The organism is Rhizobium sp. Pop5 (genome assembly GCF_024721175.1).
Classification (GTDB): Bacteria; Pseudomonadota; Alphaproteobacteria; order Rhizobiales; family Rhizobiaceae; genus Rhizobium.
In genome coordinates this window covers 3,449,255-3,470,298 of the sequence record NZ_CP099399.1, presented here as the reverse complement: position 1 = coordinate 3,470,298, position 21,044 = coordinate 3,449,255, and the positions used below count along the sequence as shown (strand labels likewise).

Annotated in this window: 18 protein-coding genes and 1 pseudogene; 13 read left to right on the top strand and 6 right to left on the bottom strand. The window is 61.5% G+C overall.

Annotated elements, in window-relative coordinates; genetic code table 11:
• Window positions 1-113 precede the first annotated feature (113 nt).
• From NE852_RS19250 to NE852_RS19220, 7 genes and pseudogenes are all read left to right on the top strand, one after another.
• Window positions 114-1,640, top strand: coding sequence for a sugar ABC transporter ATP-binding protein (locus tag NE852_RS19250; protein ID WP_258156714.1), 1,527 nt, complete (start codon window positions 114-116; stop codon window positions 1,638-1,640).
• A gap of 138 nt (window positions 1,641-1,778) precedes the next feature.
• Window positions 1,779-2,783, top strand: a complete 1,005-nt coding sequence (locus tag NE852_RS19245; RefSeq protein ID WP_008533371.1) for an ABC transporter permease — start codon at window positions 1,779-1,781, stop codon at window positions 2,781-2,783.
• Window positions 2,784-2,972: 189 nt separating this feature from the next.
• Window positions 2,973-3,920, top strand: coding sequence for a substrate-binding domain-containing protein (locus NE852_RS19240; protein ID WP_008533369.1), 948 nt, complete (start codon window positions 2,973-2,975; stop codon window positions 3,918-3,920).
• Window positions 3,921-4,169: 249 nt separating this feature from the next.
• Window positions 4,170-5,222 carry a sugar phosphate isomerase/epimerase gene (locus NE852_RS19235; RefSeq protein ID WP_012759029.1) on the top strand — a complete coding sequence of 351 codons (1,053 nt, stop codon included), beginning with the start codon at window positions 4,170-4,172 and terminating at the stop codon, window positions 5,220-5,222.
• 188 nt (window positions 5,223-5,410) lie between these two features.
• Complete coding sequence (locus tag NE852_RS19230; RefSeq protein ID WP_258155951.1) at window positions 5,411-6,598, top strand: Gfo/Idh/MocA family protein; 1,188 nt, start codon at window positions 5,411-5,413, stop codon at window positions 6,596-6,598.
• A 309-nt stretch (window positions 6,599-6,907) separates the two neighbouring features.
• On the top strand, window positions 6,908-8,281 hold the full coding sequence (locus NE852_RS19225) for a GH1 family beta-glucosidase (protein ID WP_258155950.1): 1,374 nt from the start codon (window positions 6,908-6,910) through the stop codon (window positions 8,279-8,281).
• Between the two features lie 151 nt (window positions 8,282-8,432).
• Window positions 8,433-10,647 (top strand): annotated as a pseudogene (locus tag NE852_RS19220) (putative bifunctional diguanylate cyclase/phosphodiesterase).
• A gap of 40 nt (window positions 10,648-10,687) precedes the next feature.
• Here NE852_RS19220 and NE852_RS19215 read toward each other — a convergent pair.
• The 3 genes from NE852_RS19215 to NE852_RS19205 all read right to left on the bottom strand — a co-directional run bounded on the left by NE852_RS19215 (window position 10,688) and on the right by NE852_RS19205 (window position 13,053).
• The gene (locus tag NE852_RS19215) at window positions 10,688-11,617 is read right to left on the bottom strand and encodes a rhodanese-related sulfurtransferase (RefSeq protein ID WP_008533358.1); all 930 of its coding nucleotides are present in this window, start codon (window positions 11,615-11,617) and stop codon (window positions 10,688-10,690) included.
• A gap of 61 nt (window positions 11,618-11,678) precedes the next feature.
• Window positions 11,679-12,587, bottom strand: a complete 909-nt coding sequence (locus tag NE852_RS19210) for a CHAD domain-containing protein (RefSeq protein WP_008533355.1) — start codon at window positions 12,585-12,587, stop codon at window positions 11,679-11,681.
• A complete protein-coding gene (locus tag NE852_RS19205; protein ID WP_008533354.1) occupies window positions 12,565-13,053 on the bottom strand; it encodes a CYTH domain-containing protein in 489 nt (162 codons plus the stop codon). Before NE852_RS19205 ends, NE852_RS19210 begins: the two co-directional genes overlap by 23 nt.
• 159 nt (window positions 13,054-13,212) lie before the next feature.
• Here NE852_RS19205 and NE852_RS19200 point away from each other — a divergent pair, with 159 nt between their 5' ends.
• The 4 genes from NE852_RS19200 (at window position 13,213) to NE852_RS19185 (ending at window position 15,644) form a co-directional block, all read left to right on the top strand.
• On the top strand, window positions 13,213-13,851 hold the full coding sequence (locus NE852_RS19200; RefSeq protein WP_008533353.1) for a 2-dehydro-3-deoxy-phosphogluconate aldolase: 639 nt from the start codon (window positions 13,213-13,215) through the stop codon (window positions 13,849-13,851).
• Window positions 13,852-13,960: 109 nt separating this feature from the next.
• The gene (locus NE852_RS19195) at window positions 13,961-14,680 is read left to right on the top strand and encodes a tellurite resistance TerB family protein (protein WP_008533352.1); all 720 of its coding nucleotides are present in this window, start codon (window positions 13,961-13,963) and stop codon (window positions 14,678-14,680) included.
• A 65-nt stretch (window positions 14,681-14,745) separates the two neighbouring features.
• Window positions 14,746-15,441 (top strand): GNAT family N-acetyltransferase, encoded by a 696-nt coding sequence (locus NE852_RS19190; RefSeq protein ID WP_008533351.1) that lies wholly within the window; start codon window positions 14,746-14,748, stop codon window positions 15,439-15,441.
• Window positions 15,438-15,644, top strand: a complete 207-nt coding sequence (locus tag NE852_RS19185; RefSeq protein WP_008533349.1) for a hypothetical protein — start codon at window positions 15,438-15,440, stop codon at window positions 15,642-15,644. Before NE852_RS19190 ends, NE852_RS19185 begins: the two co-directional genes overlap by 4 nt.
• Window positions 15,645-15,647: 3 nt before the next feature.
• Here NE852_RS19185 and NE852_RS19180 read toward each other — a convergent pair whose 3' ends face one another.
• The 3 genes from NE852_RS19180 to NE852_RS19170 form a co-directional block, all read right to left on the bottom strand.
• Window positions 15,648-16,727, bottom strand: a complete 1,080-nt coding sequence (locus NE852_RS19180) for a nickel/cobalt transporter (protein WP_258155949.1) — start codon at window positions 16,725-16,727, stop codon at window positions 15,648-15,650.
• Window positions 16,721-17,362: a DUF1007 family protein gene (locus tag NE852_RS19175; protein WP_258155948.1), complete on the bottom strand. Its 642-nt coding sequence runs from the start codon at window positions 17,360-17,362 to the stop codon at window positions 16,721-16,723. Before NE852_RS19175 ends, NE852_RS19180 begins: the two co-directional genes overlap by 7 nt.
• Window positions 17,363-17,496: 134 nt before the next feature.
• A complete protein-coding gene (locus NE852_RS19170; RefSeq protein ID WP_258155947.1) occupies window positions 17,497-18,390 on the bottom strand; it encodes a LysR family transcriptional regulator in 894 nt (297 codons plus the stop codon).
• Window positions 18,391-18,920: 530 nt separating this feature from the next.
• Between NE852_RS19170 and odc2 the strand changes: the two genes are divergently transcribed.
• Both odc2 and NE852_RS19160 read left to right on the top strand, forming a co-directional pair.
• Entirely contained in the window at window positions 18,921-20,054 is a 1,134-nt protein-coding gene (odc2, locus tag NE852_RS19165; protein WP_008533342.1) for an ornithine/lysine decarboxylase, read from the top strand.
• Window positions 20,055-20,147: 93 nt separating this feature from the next.
• Complete coding sequence (locus tag NE852_RS19160) at window positions 20,148-20,738, top strand: GNAT family N-acetyltransferase (protein ID WP_008533340.1); 591 nt, start codon at window positions 20,148-20,150, stop codon at window positions 20,736-20,738.
• Window positions 20,739-21,044: the final 306 nt, after the last annotated feature.

Genomic DNA, 21,044 nt, shown 5'->3' with positions numbered 1-21,044 from the left:
ATGGCACTTTGAAGACCGGAGGCGGTTTTCAGAAGGGGAATGTGCACTAGTTCAAGGTGAGGGAGCGTCGCCGGGCGGGTAGCCGGCATATAGCGCTTCCTGGGGGAGGCATGATGACCGTGGAAATCGCCGACACCGCGCCCGTGGTGCTGTCCGCCAGGCGCATCTGCAAATCCTTCAGCGGCGTGCAGGTCCTTTTCAGCGTGAACTTCGATCTTCGCCCCGGCGAAATCCACGCCCTCATGGGGGAGAATGGCGCCGGCAAATCCACGCTCGTCAAGGTGCTGTCGGGTTTCGAGCAGCCGAGTTCCGGCGAGATCCTGCTCGACGGCCAGCCTGTCGTGCTGCCGCCCAATGGTGGTGCGGAAGCGCTCGGCATCGTTATCATCCATCAAGAATTCAACCTGGCCGAACATCTGACCGTGACGGAGAGCCTTTTCCTGGGGCGCGAGGTCACCCGTTTCGGCTTGCTCGACCGCAAATACATGCGTTCCGAGACGCGCAAGGTTCTCGACGTGCTCGGTTCGCATGTCGACGAGAATGCACTGATCAGTACACTTTCCATCGCCGACAAGCAGATGGTCGAGATCGCCAAGGCGATCAGCCGCGATGCGCGCGTGGTGTTCATGGATGAGCCGACCGCCGTCCTGTCACGGGAAGAGATCAGCATGCTCTTCAAGCAGGTCCGCAAGCTGCGCGACCAGGGCACCAGCTTCGTCTTCGTTTCCCACAAACTCGACGAGGTGATGGAGCTGACCGACCGGGTCACGGTCCTGCGCGACGGCCAGTGGATCAAGACGTCGCCGACATCCATTCTGGACGGTGAATCGATCGCGCAGCTGATGGTCGGTCGCGAGCTTTCCAGCCTCTATCCGGCCAAGGTCGAGCCCGATGTCGACGAGGAGGTCGTTCTCAGAGTCTCTTCGGTTTCGACCGGCTATGTCAGGGATGCGAGCTTCGAGGTCCGCAAGGGCGAGATCATCGGCTTCTCCGGCCTGATCGGCTCCGGCCGGACAGAGCTGATGGAGGCGATCGCGGGGTTGCGGACCCGTCTCGAAGGCGAGGTGGTCATCAAGGGGGAGGCGGTTCCTTCGGGTGACGTGCATGCGGCCAATCGCTGCGGGCTCGCCTACATGACCAAGGACCGCAAATCGAAGGGCCTGCTGCTGCGCTCCGGCATGGCGACCAATCTGACCCTGCAATCGCTCGGAAGGCATTCGCGCCATGGCTATCTCAGCCCGAGCAGCGAGGCAGCCGCCCTGGCGAAGGCCAAACGCCGTTTTGACATCAGGGTGCGCGACACCAATATCGTCGCCGGCCGCATGTCGGGCGGAAACCAGCAGAAGCTGCTGCTCGCCAAGGTCATGGAGACCGATCCTGACATCATCATCATCGACGAGCCGACGCGCGGCATCGATGTCGGCACCAAGCAGCAGATCTATCATTTCATCTCGGCGCTCGCCCGGGACGGCCGGTCGATCATCGTCGTTTCGTCGGAGATGCCTGAAGTCATCGGCCTCTGCACGCGGGTGGTGGTGATGCGCGAAGGGCATATCGTCGGCGTGCTCGAGGGAGACGAGATTTCCGAGCAGGAGATCATGCGCTACGCCGCCGGCCTCAAAAGGAAGGCGGCCGCCTGACGCATGTCGCCCAAAAGTGTGCCGCGGTTTTGGGAGGACGACATGCACGGAACAAAGATGAGGGCGCAGCGGGACTTCGCCGAAGCGGAAAATGGATAAGGTGCCCAGAGGTTCTGGGACGGGAGGTTGGTTTTGGACATGAGTGTTAACGAGGAGACCAGGGAAATCCGGCGCAGGTCCTGGCGTGACGTCGATCTGCGCGCGGTTGCCCCGTTTGCCGCCTTGGCCTTGCTTCTGATCGTCGGTGCACTGGTCAATCCGAATTTCATCGGCATCACCAATCTTGCCAACGTTGCGACGCGCTGCGCTTTCATCGCCATTATCGCCGTCGGCGCAACCTTCGTGATCTCCGCCGGAGATCTCGACCTTTCCGTCGGCTCGATGGTGGCCTTCGTCGCCAGCCTGATGATCCTGCTCATCAATTCCGGCGTCATTGCCGACCCGGTGCTGATGCTGACGGCTGCCGCGGCCTTTACCGTCGTTGCAGGGGCGCTTTGCGGCCTCGCCAACGGCCTCATCACCACTGTCGGGAAGATCGAACCTTTCATTGCTACGCTCGGCACCATGGGCATTTTTCGCGGTCTGACCACATGGCTGTCGCAGGGCGGCGCGATCACGTTGCGCTCGAGCGAAATCCAGACGCTCTACCGTCCGGCCTATTTCGGCAACATCCTCGGCATCCCGGTTCCGATCGTGGTGATCCTCGTCGTGACCGCGATCGCGGCCTTCATCCTGTATCGCACGCGTTACGGCCGCCATGTCGTGGCAGTCGGCTCGAACAGCGACGTCGCGCGCTATTCGGGCATTGCCGTCAATCGGGTGCGCACCATTGCCTTCGTGATCCAGGGTCTCTGTGTGGCGATCGCGGTACTGCTTTATGTGCCGCGTCTCGGCTCTACCTCGGCAACAACAGGCATCCTGTGGGAGCTGCAGGCGATTACCGCTGTCGTCGTTGGCGGCACGGCTCTCAAGGGTGGCGCCGGCCGTGTCTGGGGCACGATCTGCGGTGCCTTCATTCTCGAACTCGTCGGCAACATCATGCTGCTGTCGAACTTCATCAGCGAGTATCTCATCGGCGCGATCCAGGGTGCGATCATCATCATCGCTATGCTGGTGCAGCGGTCGCTGGTGCGCAAATCCTAAAGCGTGTCGCGATCTTTCAGATTCGCTTGTCACGCTTTAGGTCTTTGTTTTTACGCATGTCTTTATCGCAAAACCACTGCACACTTTTGCGAGACATGCTCTAGGCAGACGGTTCTCGGATTGGTCGGGCTTTACAGGGCACCCGGCTCGGATTGGACAAGTCCCTGATATTTTTGGGAGGAAATAAGCATGCGCAAGCTCATGTTGGGTCTGGCCGTTGCGGGGGTGGCTTTTGCCAGCGCAGCCTACGCCCAGGACAAGAACTACACGATCGGTGTGTCCATTCCGGCCGCCGATCACGGCTGGACCTCTGGCGTCGTGTTCCATGCCGAGCGTATTGCCAAGAAGCTGATGGCCGAACATCCGGGCCTGAACGTCATCGTCAAGACCTCGCCGGATGCCGCCACACAGGCAAACGCCGTGCAGGACCTCGATACGCAGGGCATCGACGCGCTCGTCATCCTGCCGTCGGATCCGGATCCGCTTGTCAACGCCATCAAGGAAGTCAAGGGCAAGGGCAAGTTCGTGGCGCTTGTCGACCGTGCACCTAGTAGTAACGACAATTCCGTGCGTGACCTCTATGTCGCCGGCAACAACCCGGCGCTCGGCGAAGTCGCCGGCAAATATATTGCTGAAAAGACGCCTGACGCCGAAGTCGTCGTCATCCGCGGCCTGCCGATCCCGATCGACCAGCAGCGCCAGGACGGTTTCGACAAGGGCATTGCCGGCTCCAAGGTCAAGGTTCTCGACCGCCAGTATGGCAACTGGAACCGCGACGACGCCTTCAAGGTTATGCAGGACTATCTGACGAAGTACCCGAAGATCGACGTCGTATGGTGCCAGGACGACGACATGGCGGTCGGCGTTCTCCAGGCGATCGAGCAGGCCAAGCGCACCGACATCAAGTATGTCGTCGCTGGCGCCGGCTCCAAGGACATGGTCAAGAAGGTCATGGACGGCGACAAGCTGATCCCGGTCGACGTTCTCTATCCGCCGGCAATGGTCGGCACGGCGATGGAACTGACGGCTGCTGCGCTCTATGACCAAGTCCCGGTTCACGGCAACTACATTCTCGACGCGACGCTCGTCACCAAGGAGAATGCCAAGGACTTCTACTTCCCGGATTCTCCGTTCTGATCCCGCTGCAGAAGGCGCGCCCATTCGAAAGGATGGGCGCATTTTTTTATGTTTTCCCGATGGCGGGCGGTTGAAAATTGCCGCACGTACATCTTGCCCGACAATGTCCGTCATGGTTAGCTCGCAGCCATACCCATCCGGCTTCACGCCAAATACGCCAGCAAGCAAAGAAGCGTCTTGCTCCAGAAAAATTGCGTGCTACAAGTTCTTCAGAAACGTTTACGGTCGATATTCAGGGAGGAATCTGACATGAAAACGATCAAGGGCCCCGGCCTTTTCCTTGGCCAGTTCGCGGGCGATACCGCTCCTTTCAATTCCTGGGACGCGATCACCAAATGGGCTGCCGACATCGGTTACAAGGGCGTCCAGGTGCCGACCTGGGCGAGCCAGCTGATTGATCTGAAGAAGGCTGCCACGTCGAAGGATTATTGCGACGAATTCGCCGGCAAGGCCCGCGAAAACGGCATCGAGATCACCGAGCTCTCGACCCATCTGCAGGGTCAGCTTGTCGCCGTTCATCCGGCTTATGACGAGGCCTTCGACGGGTTTGCGGCACCTGAGGTGCGTGGCAATCCGAAGGCGCGGCAGGAATGGGCGGTCGAGCAGGTCAAGATGGCGTTGACGGCATCGAAGAACCTCGGCCTCAAGGCGCATGCAACCTTCTCCGGCGCGCTTGCCTGGCCCTTCATCTATCCCTGGCCGCAGCGCCCGGCTGGCCTCGTCGAGACCGCCTTCGACGAACTTGCCCGCCGCTGGACGCCGATCCTCAACCATGCCGATGAGAACGGTATCGACGTCTGCTACGAAATCCATCCGGGTGAAGACCTGCATGACGGCATCACCTTCGAGATGTTCCTGGAGCGGGTGAAGAACCATCCGCGTGCCAACATGCTCTACGATCCCTCGCACTACGTCCTGCAGTGCCTCGATTATCTCGACAATATCGACATCTACAAGGACCGCATCAAGATGTTCCACGTCAAGGATGCGGAGTTCAATCCGACGGGGCGTCAGGGCGTTTACGGCGGCTATCAGGGCTGGGTCGAACGCGCCGGCCGCTTCCGCTCGCTCGGCGACGGCCAGGTCGATTTCGGCGCGGTCTTCTCAAAGATGACGGCCAACAATTTCGACGGCTGGGCCGTGGTCGAATGGGAATGCGCGCTGAAGCATCCGGAGGACGGGGCCCGCGAAGGGGCTGAGTTCGTAGCGGCCCATATCATCCGCGTCACCGAGAAAGCTTTCGACGATTTCGCCGGCAGCGGCACGGATCAGGCGGCCAACCGGCGGATGCTGGGGCTTTAAGTTTCATTTTCCCTTCTCCCCAGCGGGGAGAAGATGCCCGTTAGGGCAGATGAGGGAGATGAGGAGCGATAGCGACGAATGCCTTGAGCGACAAGCGAAAGGCAACTGCCGCGAAGCTCCTTCATCCGACCCTTCGGGCCACCTTCTCCGCGCTGGGGAGAAGGGAAGAAAGATTGAGGAGGACCAGAATGGCAATCGAAGCATCATCCGAACAGACCCGCGAGCCGCGCATCCGGCTCGGCATGGTGGGCGGCGGCGCGGGCGCGTTCATCGGTGCGGTGCACCGTATCGCGGCGCGCATCGACGATCAGTACGACCTCATCGCCGGAGCGCTGTCGTCGACGCCAGAGAAGGCCGTCCAGTCCGGCCGTGACCTCGGTCTCGATCCGTCGCGCACCTATTCCAGCTACCGCGAGATGGCAATCCGCGAGGCGAAGCTGAAGAACGGCATCGAGGCGGTGGCGATCGTCACGCCGAACCACGTGCATTACGACGCAGCCAAGGAATTCCTGAGGCGCGGTATCCATGTCATCTGCGACAAGCCGCTGACATCGAACCTTGCCGATGCGAAGAAGCTGAAGAAGGTCGCCGACGAGAGTGGCGCGCTCTTCGTGCTGACGCATAATTACACCGGCTATCCGATGGTCCGCCAGGCACGCGAAATGATCGCGAACGGCGAGCTTGGCGATATCAGAGTGGTCCAGGCCGAATATCCGCAGGACTGGCTGACGGAAGCGGTCGAGCAGACCGGCCAGAAACAGGCCGCATGGCGCACCGACCCGGCACAGTCGGGCGTCGGCGGGTCCACAGGCGATATCGGCACGCATGCCTATAATCTTGCCTCCTTCATCACCGGGCTGGAACTCGACAGCCTGGCTGCCGATCTCGACAGCTTCGTTCCGGGCCGCCGGCTTGATGATAATGCCCACGTCATGTTGCGCTTCAAGGCCAAGGGCTCGGAGAAGCCGGCTAAGGGTATGCTCTGGTGCAGCCAGGTGGCGCCCGGCCATGAAAACGGCCTGATGGTGCGCGTCTACGGCACCAAGGGCGGGCTGGAATGGACCCAGAAGGACCCCAACTACCTCTGGTACACGCCTTTCGGCGAGCCGAAGCGACTGATCACCCGTGGCGGCGCCGGCGCCGGCGCGGCTGCCGGCCGCGTTACGCGCGTGCCATCTGGGCATCCGGAAGGTTATCTCGAGGCGTTTGCGACGATCTATACGGAAGCCGCGCATGCGATCAACGCCCGCAAGAAGGGCAAGGACGTCGACAAGGCGGTGGTCTATCCCACGGTCGATGACGGCGTAAAGGGTGTGGCCTTCGTCGAAGCCTGCGTCGCGTCTTCCAAGAAGAACGGGGCATGGGTCAAGGTCTGAATTGTCCGATCCGACCCGCGCGTAGCGCTTGATGAAAATGCCGAGGCGGCTGGAGCCGCCTCGGCATTTTTGTTTCAATCTTGATCAGGCAGCAGCGGCATGGCCTTCCTGTAACGTTGCAGTTTTTATCGCCGCCGGCCTGTACTTTGCCCTCGGCCTTGGCTAAATCCCGCGCAAAGGGCCTCAGCTGAAGCGTGGCGCGATCTTTTAGATTCGCCTGCCCCACTTTAGATTTTTGATTTTCCGCATGTCGTCGTGGCAAAACCGCTGCACACATTTGCGCGACATGCTTTAGAGATAGGATTCCAGATGATCGATCCGAAAAAACTCGCAGAGCGCTTTCCCGGCGACTTCACCTTTGGCGTCGCCACCGCCGCGTTTCAGATCGAGGGCGCCAGCAAGGCCGACGGCCGCAAGCCGTCGATCTGGGACGCCTTCTGCAATATGCCGGGCCGCGTCTATCATCGCCACAATGGCAATATCGCTTGCGACCACTATAACCGGCTTGATCAGGATCTGGATCTCATCAAGGAGATGGGTGTCGAAGCCTATCGTTTCTCCATCGCCTGGCCGCGCATCATTCCCGACGGCACGGGTCCGGTGAACGAGGCCGGCCTCGATTTCTACGATCGGCTGGTCGACGGCTGCAAGGCGCGGGGGATCAAGACCTTCGCGACGCTTTACCATTGGGACCTGCCTCTGCTGCTTGCCGGCGACGGCGGCTGGACGGCGCGTTCGACAGCCTATGCCTTTCAGCGTTATGCCAAGACTGTCGTGAACCGCCTCGGCGATCGTCTCGACACAGTTGCCACCTTCAACGAGCCCTGGTGCATCGTCTGGCTGAGCCACCTCTACGGCATCCATGCGCCGGGTGAGCGCAACATGCAGGCCGCTCTCCACGCCATGCATCATATGAACCTTGCCCACGGTCTCGGCGTCGAGGCAATCCGCTCGGAAGCGCCAAACGTGCCTGTCGGGCTCGTGCTCAATGCCGCATCGATCATTCCCGGCTCCGACGGCGCAGCCGATCTTGCCGCCGCCGAACGCGCGCATCAGTTCCACAACGGCGCCTTCTTCGATCCCGTCTTCAAGGGCGAATATCCGAAGGAGTTCGTCGAGGCGCTCGGTGAGCGCATGCCCGTCATAGAGGACGGCGATATGAAGCTCATCAGCCAGAAGCTCGACTGGTGGGGTCTGAATTACTACACGCCCGAGCGCGTTACCGACGATGCCGAACGAAAAGGCGATTTCCCCTGGACGGTGAAAGCGCCGCCGGCAAGTGACGTCAAGACCGACATCGGCTGGGAAATCTATGCGCCCGGATTGAGGCGCCTGGTCGAGGACCTCTATCGCCGCTACGATCTGCCGGAATGCTACATCACCGAGAATGGCGCTTGCGACAACACTAGTGTCGTCGATGGCGCGGTTGACGACACGATGCGCCTCGACTATCTCGGCGACCATCTCGACATCGTGGCGGATCTCATCAAGGACGGGCATCCGATGCGTGGTTATTTCGCCTGGAGCCTGATGGACAACTTCGAATGGGCGGAAGGCTACCGCATGCGCTTCGGCCTCGTCCATGTCAACTACGAGACCCAGGTGCGCACGGTGAAGAAGAGCGGCAAGTGGTACAGCGACTTGGCGGCGCAATTCCCGAAGGGCAACCACACGGCGCCCTAGATTTCATCCTCGTTAAGTGACTGACATTGCTTGGCAGAAGCTTCGCGTCATCGGCAGATGCAGAAATAGATCGCCGGAAAATCTTCAACAGGCGGTTGCTTAAACGTTTTTGAACCCTTGACTGGCAAAATCCGACGGTCAGGGAGTTGTAATGCGTACAGTTGCAAAATCGAGGAGCAGGGGATCGGGAATAGGCCGTCACACCACCGTCACGGGTGTGCTTTTCTCCTTCGCCGTCATTGTCGCCGTCGTTACCATCATGGTGCTGACGGCGCTCGAACGGGTGGCCGAAAATGCCAATCTTCTCGACGACGAGCGCTCGCGCGAAACGACGATCGGCGCGTTGAAGACCTTCGAGGATCAACTCGGCGCGACGCTTGACGATTATGCCGCATGGGACGACGCCGCCACCAATGTCTATGCCCCCGACGGCATGGCCTGGACGGTGAGCAATTACGGCGAGATGTCGGTCAACAGCGCGCTTTTCGACATGGCGATCGTCATCGACGATGAGAGGAAGGCGATCATCGCCTATCGCGACGGCCAGCCGATGGAGGAGTCGCTCACGGATTTCTTCGCGCCGTCACTCTGGACCCTGCTCGACAAGGTCAAGGCCGCCGGCCCTGCCGATCGTCCCCAAGCGGCCGGTTTCGTCACCACCAAACGCGGTATTGCCGCAGTTGGCGTCGCACTGGTGCGGAAAAAATCCGGTGCGCTGGAGGCGCCCGCGGGCCAGCATCGCTATCTTGTTTTCGCCCGTCATCTCGACGATGACAGGGTGACAGGGCTCGGCCAGACCTATGTTATCGGCGGGCTGAGGCTGGCGCCGCCGGCCCTCGAGGCCGATTATTTCGTGCCGATCGCCGATCCGACCGGGGCAATGCTTGCCAAGCTCGTCTGGACCTCGCGTTCGCCCGGCGATGTCGCCTATGCGCAGGTGCGGCCGATGGTCATCCAGGCGCTCGGACTGGTCGGGCTGTTCTTCATGGTGCTGCTTGTCATCGGCTGGCTTGCCGGCCGCCGATTGAAAGGCGAGGAAAACAGCGCCCGTGAGGAGGCGCTGCGCGACAGAGCTGAGCGGTCTTTCCAACCGCGATGGCCTCGGGCTCGCCGTCGATCGCTTCGTCATCGAGGCACGCCAGACCAAGCGCAACGTGCTGCTCCTCTATCTCGACCTCGACGGCTTCAAGGAAGTCAACGACAGCTATGGCCACGGCACCGGCGACCAGTTGATCCGCGCGGTCGCAGCCGGTCTCGATGTGCTCATCCCGCAAGGCGCGGTCCTCGCCCGCATCGGCGGAGACGAGTTCGCCATCGCCTTTCTCTCTGACGGGGAACATGCCGCCGCTCTGCAGCTTTCCGAACAGATCCTCGATTTCCTCGCCGAGCCGCTGGAGATCGGTCGCCGTGTCGTGGTCGTCGGGGCAAGCATCGGCATTGCCATGTCGCCGGCCGGCGCCACCGAACGTGAGGAGCTGGTGCGCCGCTCCGACCTTGCGATGTACAAGGCGAAGGAGGCCGGCCGCGCGCGCATGACGCTCTATGATCCGTCGATGGACGCCGACCGGGAGCAGCGCAATGCGCTGGAAATCGATCTGCGGATCGCCATCGAAAGCGGCGATCTCACGCTCGCCTATCAGCCGCTGGTCGATGCGACGACACATGCGATCACCGGCGTCGAGGCGCTGGTGCGCTGGAACCGCCCGGGCCATGGGCCTGTTTCGCCCGAAGTATTCATCCCGATCGCCGAGACGAGCGGCCTCATCGAATCGCTCGGCCTGTTCGTGCTGCGCAAGGCCTGCGAGACGGCCAAGCAATGGCCTGGCCTCAACATCTCCGTCAACGTCTCGCCGGGCCAGTTCCGTAATCCTGCCTTCACCGACTATGTGCGCTACGTGCTGAAGCAGACGGAGATCGAGGCCGGCCGCGTTACGCTCGAAATCACCGAAGGCTACATGATCCAGAATCCGCAGCGCACCCGCCAGTCGATCGAGCGGCTGAAGGGGCTGGGTGTGAAGGTGGCGCTTGACGATTTCGGTTCCGGCTTCTCCTCCATCGGTTATCTCAGGCAGTTCGGCTTCGACCGCATCAAGATCGACCGTTCGCTGGTCATGGGCGTCAATGAAGACAAACGGCAGCGCGAGATGCTGCAGGCGACGGTGGCGCTTGCCCGCTCGCTCGATATTCCCGTCACGGCCGAAGGCATCGAGACCGAGGCGCAGGCGGTGGCGATGCGCCTGTTCGGATGCGATTGCCTGCAGGGCTATTTTTTCGGAAAGCCTGTCACATCAGATCTCATCTCCGAGATGCTGGAGGAGCGACAGGCAGTGGAGCCAGAAGCCCGGCGTCGTCTCGGCGCTGCCTAAACGGCTACGGGGTTCGGCCGGCCTCACAAAGAATCCAGATTCAGCTGCCGATATGGCGCTGCCCGCGCTTTTTCGCGAGCGCGATCTGGTGCTGCCGCTGGCGGTAGCGCAACCGGTCTTCTTCAGTGCGCGTGTGGTAACAGTGGCTGCAGGAGACGCCTTCCTCGTAGAGCGGTGAGCTGATTTCCTCTGATGTGATCGGGTTTCGGCAGGCGTGGCAGAGCTTGTGTTCGCCTTCCCTAAGCCCGTGCTCGACAGAGACGCGCTCGTCGAAGACGAAGCAGGCGCCGTCCCAGAGGCTTTCTTCGTGCGGCACTTCCTCCAGATATTTCAGGATACCGCCCTTCAGGTGATAGACCTCGTCGAAACCCTCAGCCTTCATGAAAGCGGTGGCCTTCTCGCAGCGTATGCCGCCGGTGCAGTACATGGCGATCTTCGGCTTGTTGTGCAGGCCGGTGTTCTGCCGCACCCACCCGGGAAACTCGCGGAACGTCTTGGTCTTCGGATCGACTGCGCCGCGAAAGGTGCCGATCGCCGTTTCGTAGTCGTTGCGGGTGTCGATGACGATCGTATCGGGATCGGAAATCAGCGCGTTCCAATCCTGAGGCGCGACATAGGTGCCGACCACCTTGTTGGGATCGATGTCCTCGACGCCCATGGTGACGATTTCCTTCTTCAGCTTCACCTTCATGCGCAGGAACGGCATTTTGGAAGCGCGGCTCTCCTTGTGCTCCAGGCCCGAAAACTCCGGCTGGGCGCGCAAGAAGGAGAGCACGGCGCCAATGCCGGTATCCGGTCCGGCGATCGTGCCGTTGATGCCCTCATGCGCCAGAAGCAGCGTTCCCTTGACGCCGTTTTCCTCGCAGAGCGCCTGCAACGGCTCCTGCAGGCTCGCAAAACGCGGCACGGAAACGAAATGGTAGAGCGCCGCCACGAGGAACGGGCTGGTGTGTGTCAGGCTGTCGGTCATCGGCCGGAAATACAGAAAATCGGCGAGCAGCGCAATTGCCTTCACCAATGGCGGCTGCTTCTCAGCTTCCCGCCGTCAGCCAGAGAAGTTCGATACGCTCCGCTTCGTCGTCGGGATCGTCGGTGAAGACAGCTTCGGCCTTGGCAAGCGCCAGCCGCCGGTCTTCCTGCTGGCGGAAGATGATGGCGTCGAGCAGATGCGCCAGATCGTCATTGCGGGTGAAGAGCTGCGGTTCGGACTCGACCAGTTCGGAAAGCACGGTGAGATCGTGAATGTGACCGAGATCCTCGACGAGTTCCTTGGCCGCATCGCGCTTGGCCTGCATCGCGCCCGGCCAGACGTCGCGCAGGAGGCCATGGAAGAGCCGGTAGTCATAGGTGCGTTTGCGCAGATCGTGGAAATCGTCGGCCGATGCCTCGCCGTGGCAGGCCGCAAGGGCAGCCTTCGCCTTGCGCGCCGTGCGGCGCCAGCTTTTCCCGAGCATGCGGGCATTCTTGCGGTGGCCGCCGTCGAAGGCAACCGTATCCACGGCAGCGATCGCTTCCTTCAGAACGTCTGAGGCTTCCATCAGCCGCTGCTCCAGGCCGCTTTCGGCTTCTGCCATCCAATCGCGGCGTCCTTCGAGAATGGTGACGATGCGGCCAAGCGCCTCGCTCTCTTCCTTTTCGCGGGCGGTTTTGTGCAGATATTGGGCGGTGCCGATGAGGGCGGCAGCGTCGCGGATTGCCGAAAGCGATCCAGCGGCATCGCGCAGCCGCACATTTTCCTGCGCCTGGAAATCCGGCACCTCGCGGCGCACCAAGCGGTAGAGCGAGCGCGCGCGCTTCAGGTTCTTGCGGAAGGAATGGATCGCCTCATGCGCACCCTCCGGCCGCTCTTCGAGAACCGTGACGGCGCGGTTTAACTGCTCGGTGGCGACGCTACGGAATTCCTCGGTGAAATCGGCGTCAGGCCGTATGCGATAGGCCATGCCGGTCGTGCCCATATTCTGTGGCTAGGGCCTGGTTGGAATAGCGGAAATCGCCGGTCACTTCGCGGCCAAGCCATGAGGGCAGAGCCGGACTGTCGGCTTCCGACCTCATTTCGACCTCGGCGATGACCAATCCTCGGTGTTCACCGGCAAAGACATCGACCTCCCAGACGAAGCCTTCATGCGGAACGCGGTAGCGCGTTTTCTCGATGACGATGCCAATGGCGTTCTGCAACAGCTCTTCGGCATCGGCGACCGGAATGTCATATTCGAATTCATCGCGGGTGATGGCGCTGCGGCCGATCTTGATCGTCAGTCTGGCCTTCTTGTCGTCGAGGGTGCGCACCCGGACGGAACGATCGTCCATCGAGGCGATGTAACCCTGCTTCAGGACGGATTTGGCTTCGACGGCGGAACGCCATCCATCGCTGCGTACAAGGAACTTCCGTTCGATCTCTTTCGCCATGCCGATGAACCTTTTGTGACGATTGCGACACGGTAGCCCAATTTCCACGCATTTCATACCCATGCTGTAACGTGAACTGGTTTTATCTCGACAAGGTTCCGCGGGGGCGTTATTCGGAATCGGAATTCAATCGTTTCAAGTCAAGAAAGTCGTACGACCATGGGCGAGAAAACAGAGAAGCTCCTTTCCATCCTGAAACTTCAGCCGGTCGTTCCGGTGTTGATCGTCGACGACGCGAAGTCGGCCGTATCGCTGGCCCGCGCGCTCGTCGCGGGCGGTCTGAAAGCGATCGAGATCACTATGCGCACGCCGGCGGCGCTCGAAGCCGTGCGCGCTGTCGCCGCAGAGGTCGAGGGCGCCGAAGTCGGCGCAGGTACGATCCTGAACGCGGCCCATTGGGAAGCCGCCGTTCAGGCCGGTTCGAAATTCATCGTCAGCCCGGGCACCACGCAGGAGCTGTTGGATGCGGCCGCCGATTCCGACGTGCCGCTGCTTCCCGGCGCTGCGACCGCCAGCGAAGTCATGGCTTTGCGCGAAGAAGGCTACCAGGTGCTGAAGTTCTTCCCCGCCGAGCAGGCCGGGGGTGCTGCCTATCTCAAGGCGCTCTCCTCGCCGCTCGCCGGCACATTGTTCTGCCCGACCGGCGGCATTTCGCTGAAGAACGCCAATGATTACCTCTCGCTGCCGAACGTCATCTGCGTCGGCGGCTCCTGGGTGGCCCCGAAGGAACTGGTCACCGCCGGCGATTGGGCTGGCATTACCAAGCTCGCGGCGGAGGCCGCCGCGCTGAAGGCCTGAGGTCGTATATCTGGGGGTAGGGCACGCTTCCCGGCGAGCCCTCCCATTTGTATTTCACCCGTCGCAAACCTATGTTCTCCTCCAGCCTCAAACAGGGAGATGACGACGGATGTTCGACGCAAAGAAGCTTCTCGACCAGTTTTTGGGTTCACAGGTGCCTGGCCTCGGCGGCACGGTCCGCGACAGGGCGGGCGAGGCCGTGCAGACGGCCAGGAACAATCCGCTGGCGACGGGCGCGATCGCAGCCGTGCTTCTCGGCACCAAGACCGGCCGCGGCATTGCCGGCAACGCGCTGGCGATCGGAGGTCTTGCCGCCATTGCGGGCCTCGGCTACCAGGCCTACAAGAATTACCAGTCGGGCCAGGCGCCGGCTGCTCCCTCGGATGCGCCATCGGCCAACAATCCGGTCCTCCTGCCGCCGCCTGTCGAATCCGGCTTCGGGCCGGCGTCGCCTGCCGGCAGCAATGAATTCGTGCTGGTGTTGATCCGGGCAATGATCGCCGCGGCCAAGGCCGACGGCCATATCGACGATGCCGAGCGCGCCCTTATCATGGACAAGATCAAGGCGGCCGATGTCAGCGGCGAGGCTGCGGCTTTCATCGAGCGGGAACTCGCTTCGCCGACGGATATCGATGCGCTTGTCGTCGCCGCGACGACGGAAGAGCAGCGCGTCGAGCTCTACACCGCCTCGCGGCTCACCATCGAACCGGATTCGCGGGCCGAGCGCGGTTATCTCGATTTGCTCGCGGGCCGGCTCGGCCTTGCCGACCAGCTGGTCGATCATATCGAGGCGACGGTCTCTTCCGCCAAGGTTACCTTGTCACAGTAACATCTAGGCCGGTTGCCTTTGTCAGGCGGCTGGCCTATCCCACTCTTCTGAAAAGTGGAGTGAACATGCGCGATCTTTCGAATTTCAAGGGCTGCCCGGCACCGAAGCCGGTCACGCTGAAAGGCCGTTTCGTCACCGTGGAGCCCTATCGGCGCGCGGAACATCTTGAGGCGCTGTGGGAAGGGCTCGGCGGCATGGGCATCAACCCGCTGCTTCTCTATTTCGCGCAGGACGATTTCTCCGGCATCGACGATTTCGCCAACTGGCTGGAGACCGTCTACACCAAATCCGGCTGGCTCACCCATATCTTCCGCGACAACGCCACCGGCAAGATCGTGGGCATGGCGAACTACATGCGCGCCGACCCGGCAAACGGCGTCGTCGAGATCGGCGGCGTGGCCCACGGCCCGGAGATGAAGCGGTCGCCGCTTTCGACCGAAGCGCATTACCTGATGGCCAAGCACGTGTTCGAAGATCTCGGCTACCGCCGTTACGAGTGGAAATGCGACAACAAGAACGAGGCGAGCAAGACGACGGCTGCGCGTTACGGCTTCAGCTTCGAGGGCGTCTTCCGCCAGCACATGATCTCCAAGCGCCGCAACCGCGACACCGCCTGGTTCTCGATGATCGACAGTGAATGGCCACTGATCAACGATGCCTTCGAAGCCTGGCTTTCGCCCGAGAATTTCGACGCTACCGGCGATCAGATCCGCCGACTGCAGGATATCCGCGCAGATCTGGAAAAGGAAAGGCTCGCGTGAGCCCCGAGAGCCGTTCGCAGGCGATCGCCGCCGCCATTATTCTGTTCGGCGCCGGCCTCGTCCTCTATTTCCTGCCGACCATCGTGCTGTGGATCGGCAGCTTCTCGCCGGTGCTGGCGATCTTCGTCGGCGTCTGCCTGATCATGGCGTTTTTCGCGGTCTTCTGGCTGCGGGCGCGCTACCAGCGGGGCAGGGGCAAGTAGGCTCTAACCCTGCAACGAAGCGCCGAGCAGCAGGGCGCCCATCGCGATGACGAGCAGGGCGCCGAAGATTTCGATGGCGTTGCCGACCCAGACCGAAGCCGTCGAGCCGCGTCCGGAGAGGCGAACGGCGGCGCCCTTGGCCGTGACGGCAAGGGTCGCGAGCAGGGAAACGGTGATTGCCGTGCCGAGCGACATGGCGGCGACCGAAAGCATGCCACCGAGATAAAGCCCGTTCAGCAGCGAGAAGGTCATGACCAGCAACGCGCCGGAGCAGGGGCGAAGGCCGACGGCAACGATTGCCGACCAGGCCTCTCGGGCGCTGAACCTGTCGCCGCCGAGCAGCGCCGGGTCAGGCACATGGGCGTTGCCGCAGGTTTCGCAGACCATTCCGGGAACGAAGGTGTGGCCGACTTCCACTGGCTGCGCCTTGCCGTTGAAGGCATAGGCCTTGCGTTCGGCCGCGTTGTCTTTCCAGTCGAGCATCATGGAGGCCGGACCGGCCGGCGTCGCCAATAGCCGGCGGCGCGGCAGATTGCCTGCCATCGAGCGCAGTTTGCGAAACAGCAGCCAGGCGCCAAAGAGAATGACCATGACGAAGCTTGCGATCTCCATCGCATGGGTCGCCGCCGTCAAGGTAATGCCGGTGCCGCGCAGCACCAGCCAGGCGCCGCCGACGAGCGCCACCGCGACCACACCCTGGACGAAGGCCGAGATGAAGGAGATCACTACGCCGCGCTTCAGCTCCACCTCGTTGGCGATCATATAGGAAGAGATGACCGCCTTGCCGTGGCCGGGGCCTGCTGCATGGAAGACGCCGTAGGCGAAGGAGAGGCCGATCAGCGAAGTCAGTTGCCAGGGGTCTTCGCGCATCGCCTTCAAGGCGCCGGTCAGCGCCCGATAAAACGCCTGCTGTTCATAGTTCACATAAAGCAGAAGCGGCGCGAGCGGCCCTCCGGTCGGCTGGAAGCTCGGCTCCGCCGTGCCGATGCCGAGCGGCGATTGCGCATGGGCGAGGCTTGCCGTGGCGAAAAGCGCAAGAACGCCGGCGGATAGAAGGACGAGCGGCAGGCGTTTCGTCAGCATGTGACCTCCAGCCGGGTGGCGAAGAGCTTGGACATGTTGGTGCCTGTGGGATCGTTGAAGAAAGCGTCCGTCAGCGATTGCTTGTTTTGCGAGATGACCTCATCGGCATCCGGCCTTACTACCTGGTGCTTGCAGGTCTTGAAGCCATCGCCGACGATTGCCAGTTCGTTGTCTGTGGGAAAATCGATCGAGGTATAGAGGGTCGGATCGTAGATGCCGAAGGTGAGTTTGCCCTTGAGCGGCATCTTTTCCGCCGGCTTCACCGCGAAGAACATCAGCAGCTGGCCGTCCTTATAGTCGACATGGATGGTGTCGGGCTTCTGGACGGTGATGTTCTTCCCGTTGATCGTCAGGTTCATATAGTAGTCGTAGTCGGCAAGCGATTGCTTCACCGTTTTTCCGACTTCCGCGAGCTCGTCCGGCTCCAGCTTCAGGTCGGTGTTCTTGTCGAAATCCATGACGACGGAGGAGGAGAAGACCTCGTCGAAGCGCCAGACGTTGCGCAATTCCTCGACGCTGCCATCTTTGCCGGCGACGACTTCGAGGCGTGCCTCCACGAAGATGTGCGGATGGGCAAAGGCGGCGGCCGGCGCCAGCGAAAGAAGCGCGGCCATCAGTATCGTCGAATATCTCATCTATCCCGCTGCCCTGTTCGGTGACCCTGACTTCTTGCCAGAAATTGGGACGGAATTGGGACCGGATTCCGCGCCGGAATCATGTGAGGGGCGGCTGGCGCGGGACGGGATGTCGCAGCGCGGCGCAGGCAACGCTAAGGGTGCTTCTTAAACCAGTTGTGCAGATAATCGACGAAGATCCTCACCTTAGCCGGCAGATAGCGCCGGTGCGGGTAGACGGCATAGATGCCGCGGTCGGTCGGGATGTAATCATTGAAGAGCGTCACCAATTCGCCGGTCTCGATCGGCTTGCGTGCGATGAAATCCGGAACGAGGGCGATGCCGATGCCGGCGAGCGCTGCGCGTAATGTCGCATGCGGGCTGTTGACCTCGATCGGCCCTGATATGGCGACGGCAAAGGTGGTGTTGTCAGGGTTGTAGAAGCGGATGCTCGCCTGGGTCCGCGCATTGGTATCGACAATGAAGGGGACGTTGGAAAGATCCGCCGGATGTTCGAGATCAGGATAGCGTTCGAGAAAATCGGGTGTGGCGCAGAGATGGACGCGGAAATCGGAGATCTTGCGCGCGATCATGCCGGAATCCTCGAGCTTGGTGATGCGGATTGCCACGTCGAAACCTTCCTCGATCAGATCGACGAAACGATCGTCGGCAGCGATTTCAAGCGACAGGTCCGGGTTTTCCCTGGCGAAATCGATCAACGACTGACCGACATCGGCATCGACGAAGGTGCGCGGCACCGAGATGCGCAGGCGCCCCTTCAACTGCGCATTGTTTTCGCGCACGAGATCGGCAAGGTTGTCGATCTCCTTGAGAATATCGGAGGCGGTGCGGTAATAGGTGTGGCCGGCTTCGGTCATGGAGAACTGCCGGGTGGTGCGGTTGAGCAGCAGTGCGCCGAGCTCATCCTCCAGTTCGCGCACATATTTGGAGAGCAGCGCCTTGGAGCGGCCGGTACGCCGTGCGGCGGCGGAAAAGCCTTCGGCCTCGACGACATCGATGAAGGCACGTATGCGGGTCAAGGTATCCATGCAAACCCCCGAAGCTGTTTTGGAATATTGAACAAATCGTGCCGATTTGTTCAATTATTTTTTTGACGGCCAGATCAAAAAAACGCTTGATTATGAAGGCGAATATTCTTATTTCCCACTCAGCCCAAAGTCGCACGTGCCCATGGGTGTCCGCCGAACCCTCGAATTGGTGAGGAAATCGGTAAGGTACCTGGAATTAACCCCTCCAGTCGCTATTCCGGCCAACCGGAAAATGCGAGGACGCCTGAAGCAACGACGGTGCGGGCCTTTTTGTTCTCTCCCTGCTTTCCATCAGCGGGGGTTACTGAAGAGGCACACCATCATTGCCGGAAGTGCGGTTGGGATTCTCCCTCCAATCCATGGCAGACAAAGCCGAACTTACACCGCGTCCGCGGCGTTGGTTCACTATCCGCGCATCGAGCGCTTGCTATGGTTCCGGGGTCTCCACCGGCTGGTTCCAATGCGAGTTCTCGTATGCCCTTTGTCCTCCGGTTGATGCCGGAGCTCTGGAATTGGAAGAGGGAATCGATATGACCACCCAGCGCATCCGCGACTTTCTCGCAACCCGACGTCCCGACGGTCCCTGCCTCGTGGTTGACCTCGACGTCGTTCGCGACAATTTCCACGCCTTCCGTCACGCCATGCCGGACAGCGCCATCTACTACGCCGTCAAGGCAAACCCGGCTCCGGAAGTGCTGAAGCTGCTCGCAAACCTCGGCTCCAATTTCGATTGCGCATCCGTTGCCGAAATCGAAATGGCGCTCGAAGCCGGTGCGACCGCCGCCCGCATCTCCTTCGGCAACACGATCAAGAAGGAACGCGACGTTGCCCGCGCTCATGCGCTCGGCGTCAGCCTCTTTGCGGTCGACAGCCACGAGGAAGTCGAGAAGATCTCGCGCGCCGCTCCCGGCGCCCGTGTCTTCTGCCGTGTCCTGACGGATGGCGAAGGCGCCGAATGGCCGCTGTCGCGCAAGTTCGGCTGCGTTCCGCAGATGGCCGTCGACGTTCTCGTCTACGCTCATCAGCTCGGCCTGCAGTCCTACGGCGTCTCGTTCCATGTCGGCTCGCAGATGACCAAAGTCGATGCCTGGGATTCGGCTCTTGCCGATGCCAAGCGCGTCTTCGTCCAGCTTGCCAAGCAGGGCATCTACCTGCAGATGGTCAACATGGGCGGCGGCTTCCCGACCAAGTACCTGCGCGACGTTCCGTCCGCCGAGGCTTACGGCAAGTCAATCTACCAGGCGCTGCGCAAGCATTTCGGCAACCAGATCCCGCAGACGATCATCGAGCCGGGTCGCGGCATGGTCGGCAACGCAGGCGTTATCAAGGCTGAAGTCGTCCTGATCTCCAAGAAGTCGGACAATGACGATGCGCGCTGGGTCTTCCTCGACATCGGCAAGTTCGGCGGTCTCGCCGAAACGATGGACGAAGCCATCCGCTACCCGATTCGCACGGATCGCGACGGCGACGAGATGGAGCCCTGCGTCATCGCCGGCCCGACCTGCGATTCGGCCGACGTGCTCTACGAGAAGAACCTCTATCCGCTGCCGATCTCCCTTTCGATCGGCGACGAGGTCCTGATCGAAGGCACCGGCGCCTACACGACGACCTATTCGGCGGTCGCTTTCAACGGTTTCGAACCGCTGAAGGCCTACGTCATCTAAGGTCGTTTCCGCCGGCCCCGTAACCAGCCGGGGCGGCAATTTCACAATTTCCTTCATCGCCGCTGATAACGGTATTGGGTACGGGAGGCCAAGATGGCCGCTGTTCTTGATTCTGTCCGCGCATTCTTTGCGCCCACCACCTTCACCATCGAGGCCGAAAATCCCTCTGATGTCGTTGCTCGCGAGAACCTGCTCAACCGCGTCATGGGACCGGATCGCCGCAAGAAGTCTTCCGAGAAGATCCGCCGCAACCGCGTTCCGGCCGAGGGCCTTGCGCTCGTCGCACGCGACCGCGATGGCCATGTCATCGGCTCGGTACGGCTCTGGAACATCGAGGCCGGTGTCAACGATGAAGGCACGGCGATCAATGCGCTGCTGCTCGGGCCGCTTGCGGTTTCCCCTCACCACGGCGGCAAGGGCATCGGCTCGGCGCTGATGCGCGCGGCGCTCCTCGAAGCGAAGAATCGCGGGCACGGCGCCGTCCTGCTCGTTGGCGATGCAGCCTATTACGAGCGCTTCGGCTTCTTTGCCGAAAAGGCTCGCCATCTTGTCATGCCGGGTCCGTTCGAACGCTCGCGCTTTCTGGCGCTCGAGCTCACGGAAGGCTGGCTTGACGGCGCGGCCGGGATGATCGTCCCGTCGGGGCGCATGCTGGCTAGCGCGCCGGTTCGCCGCGCAGCCTGACGCATCAGGGCCTGAAAATCGGATCGATTTTCGGAAGACGCGATGCGGGGGTGAAGCTGTTATGGCGTCCTTCGCGTGTCTGAACAGGCGCGCGGCGCCGCAAGGCCCAGCCGATCGGCCGGCCGGGGTTGGGAACCTCTCTCCGGCTGGCAATATCCGCGCCGCTTGACCATGGAGGCAGGCGGGCCTGCCGTGGTTGCGGCGCGGATTGTCTTTTGAGAGCGGCGGGTTCGCCCCGGATACATCGCCGAAAAGTGCCGCCGGCACGCGAAGATGCCGCAGCCAGACCTTTCGCGAACTCTATCC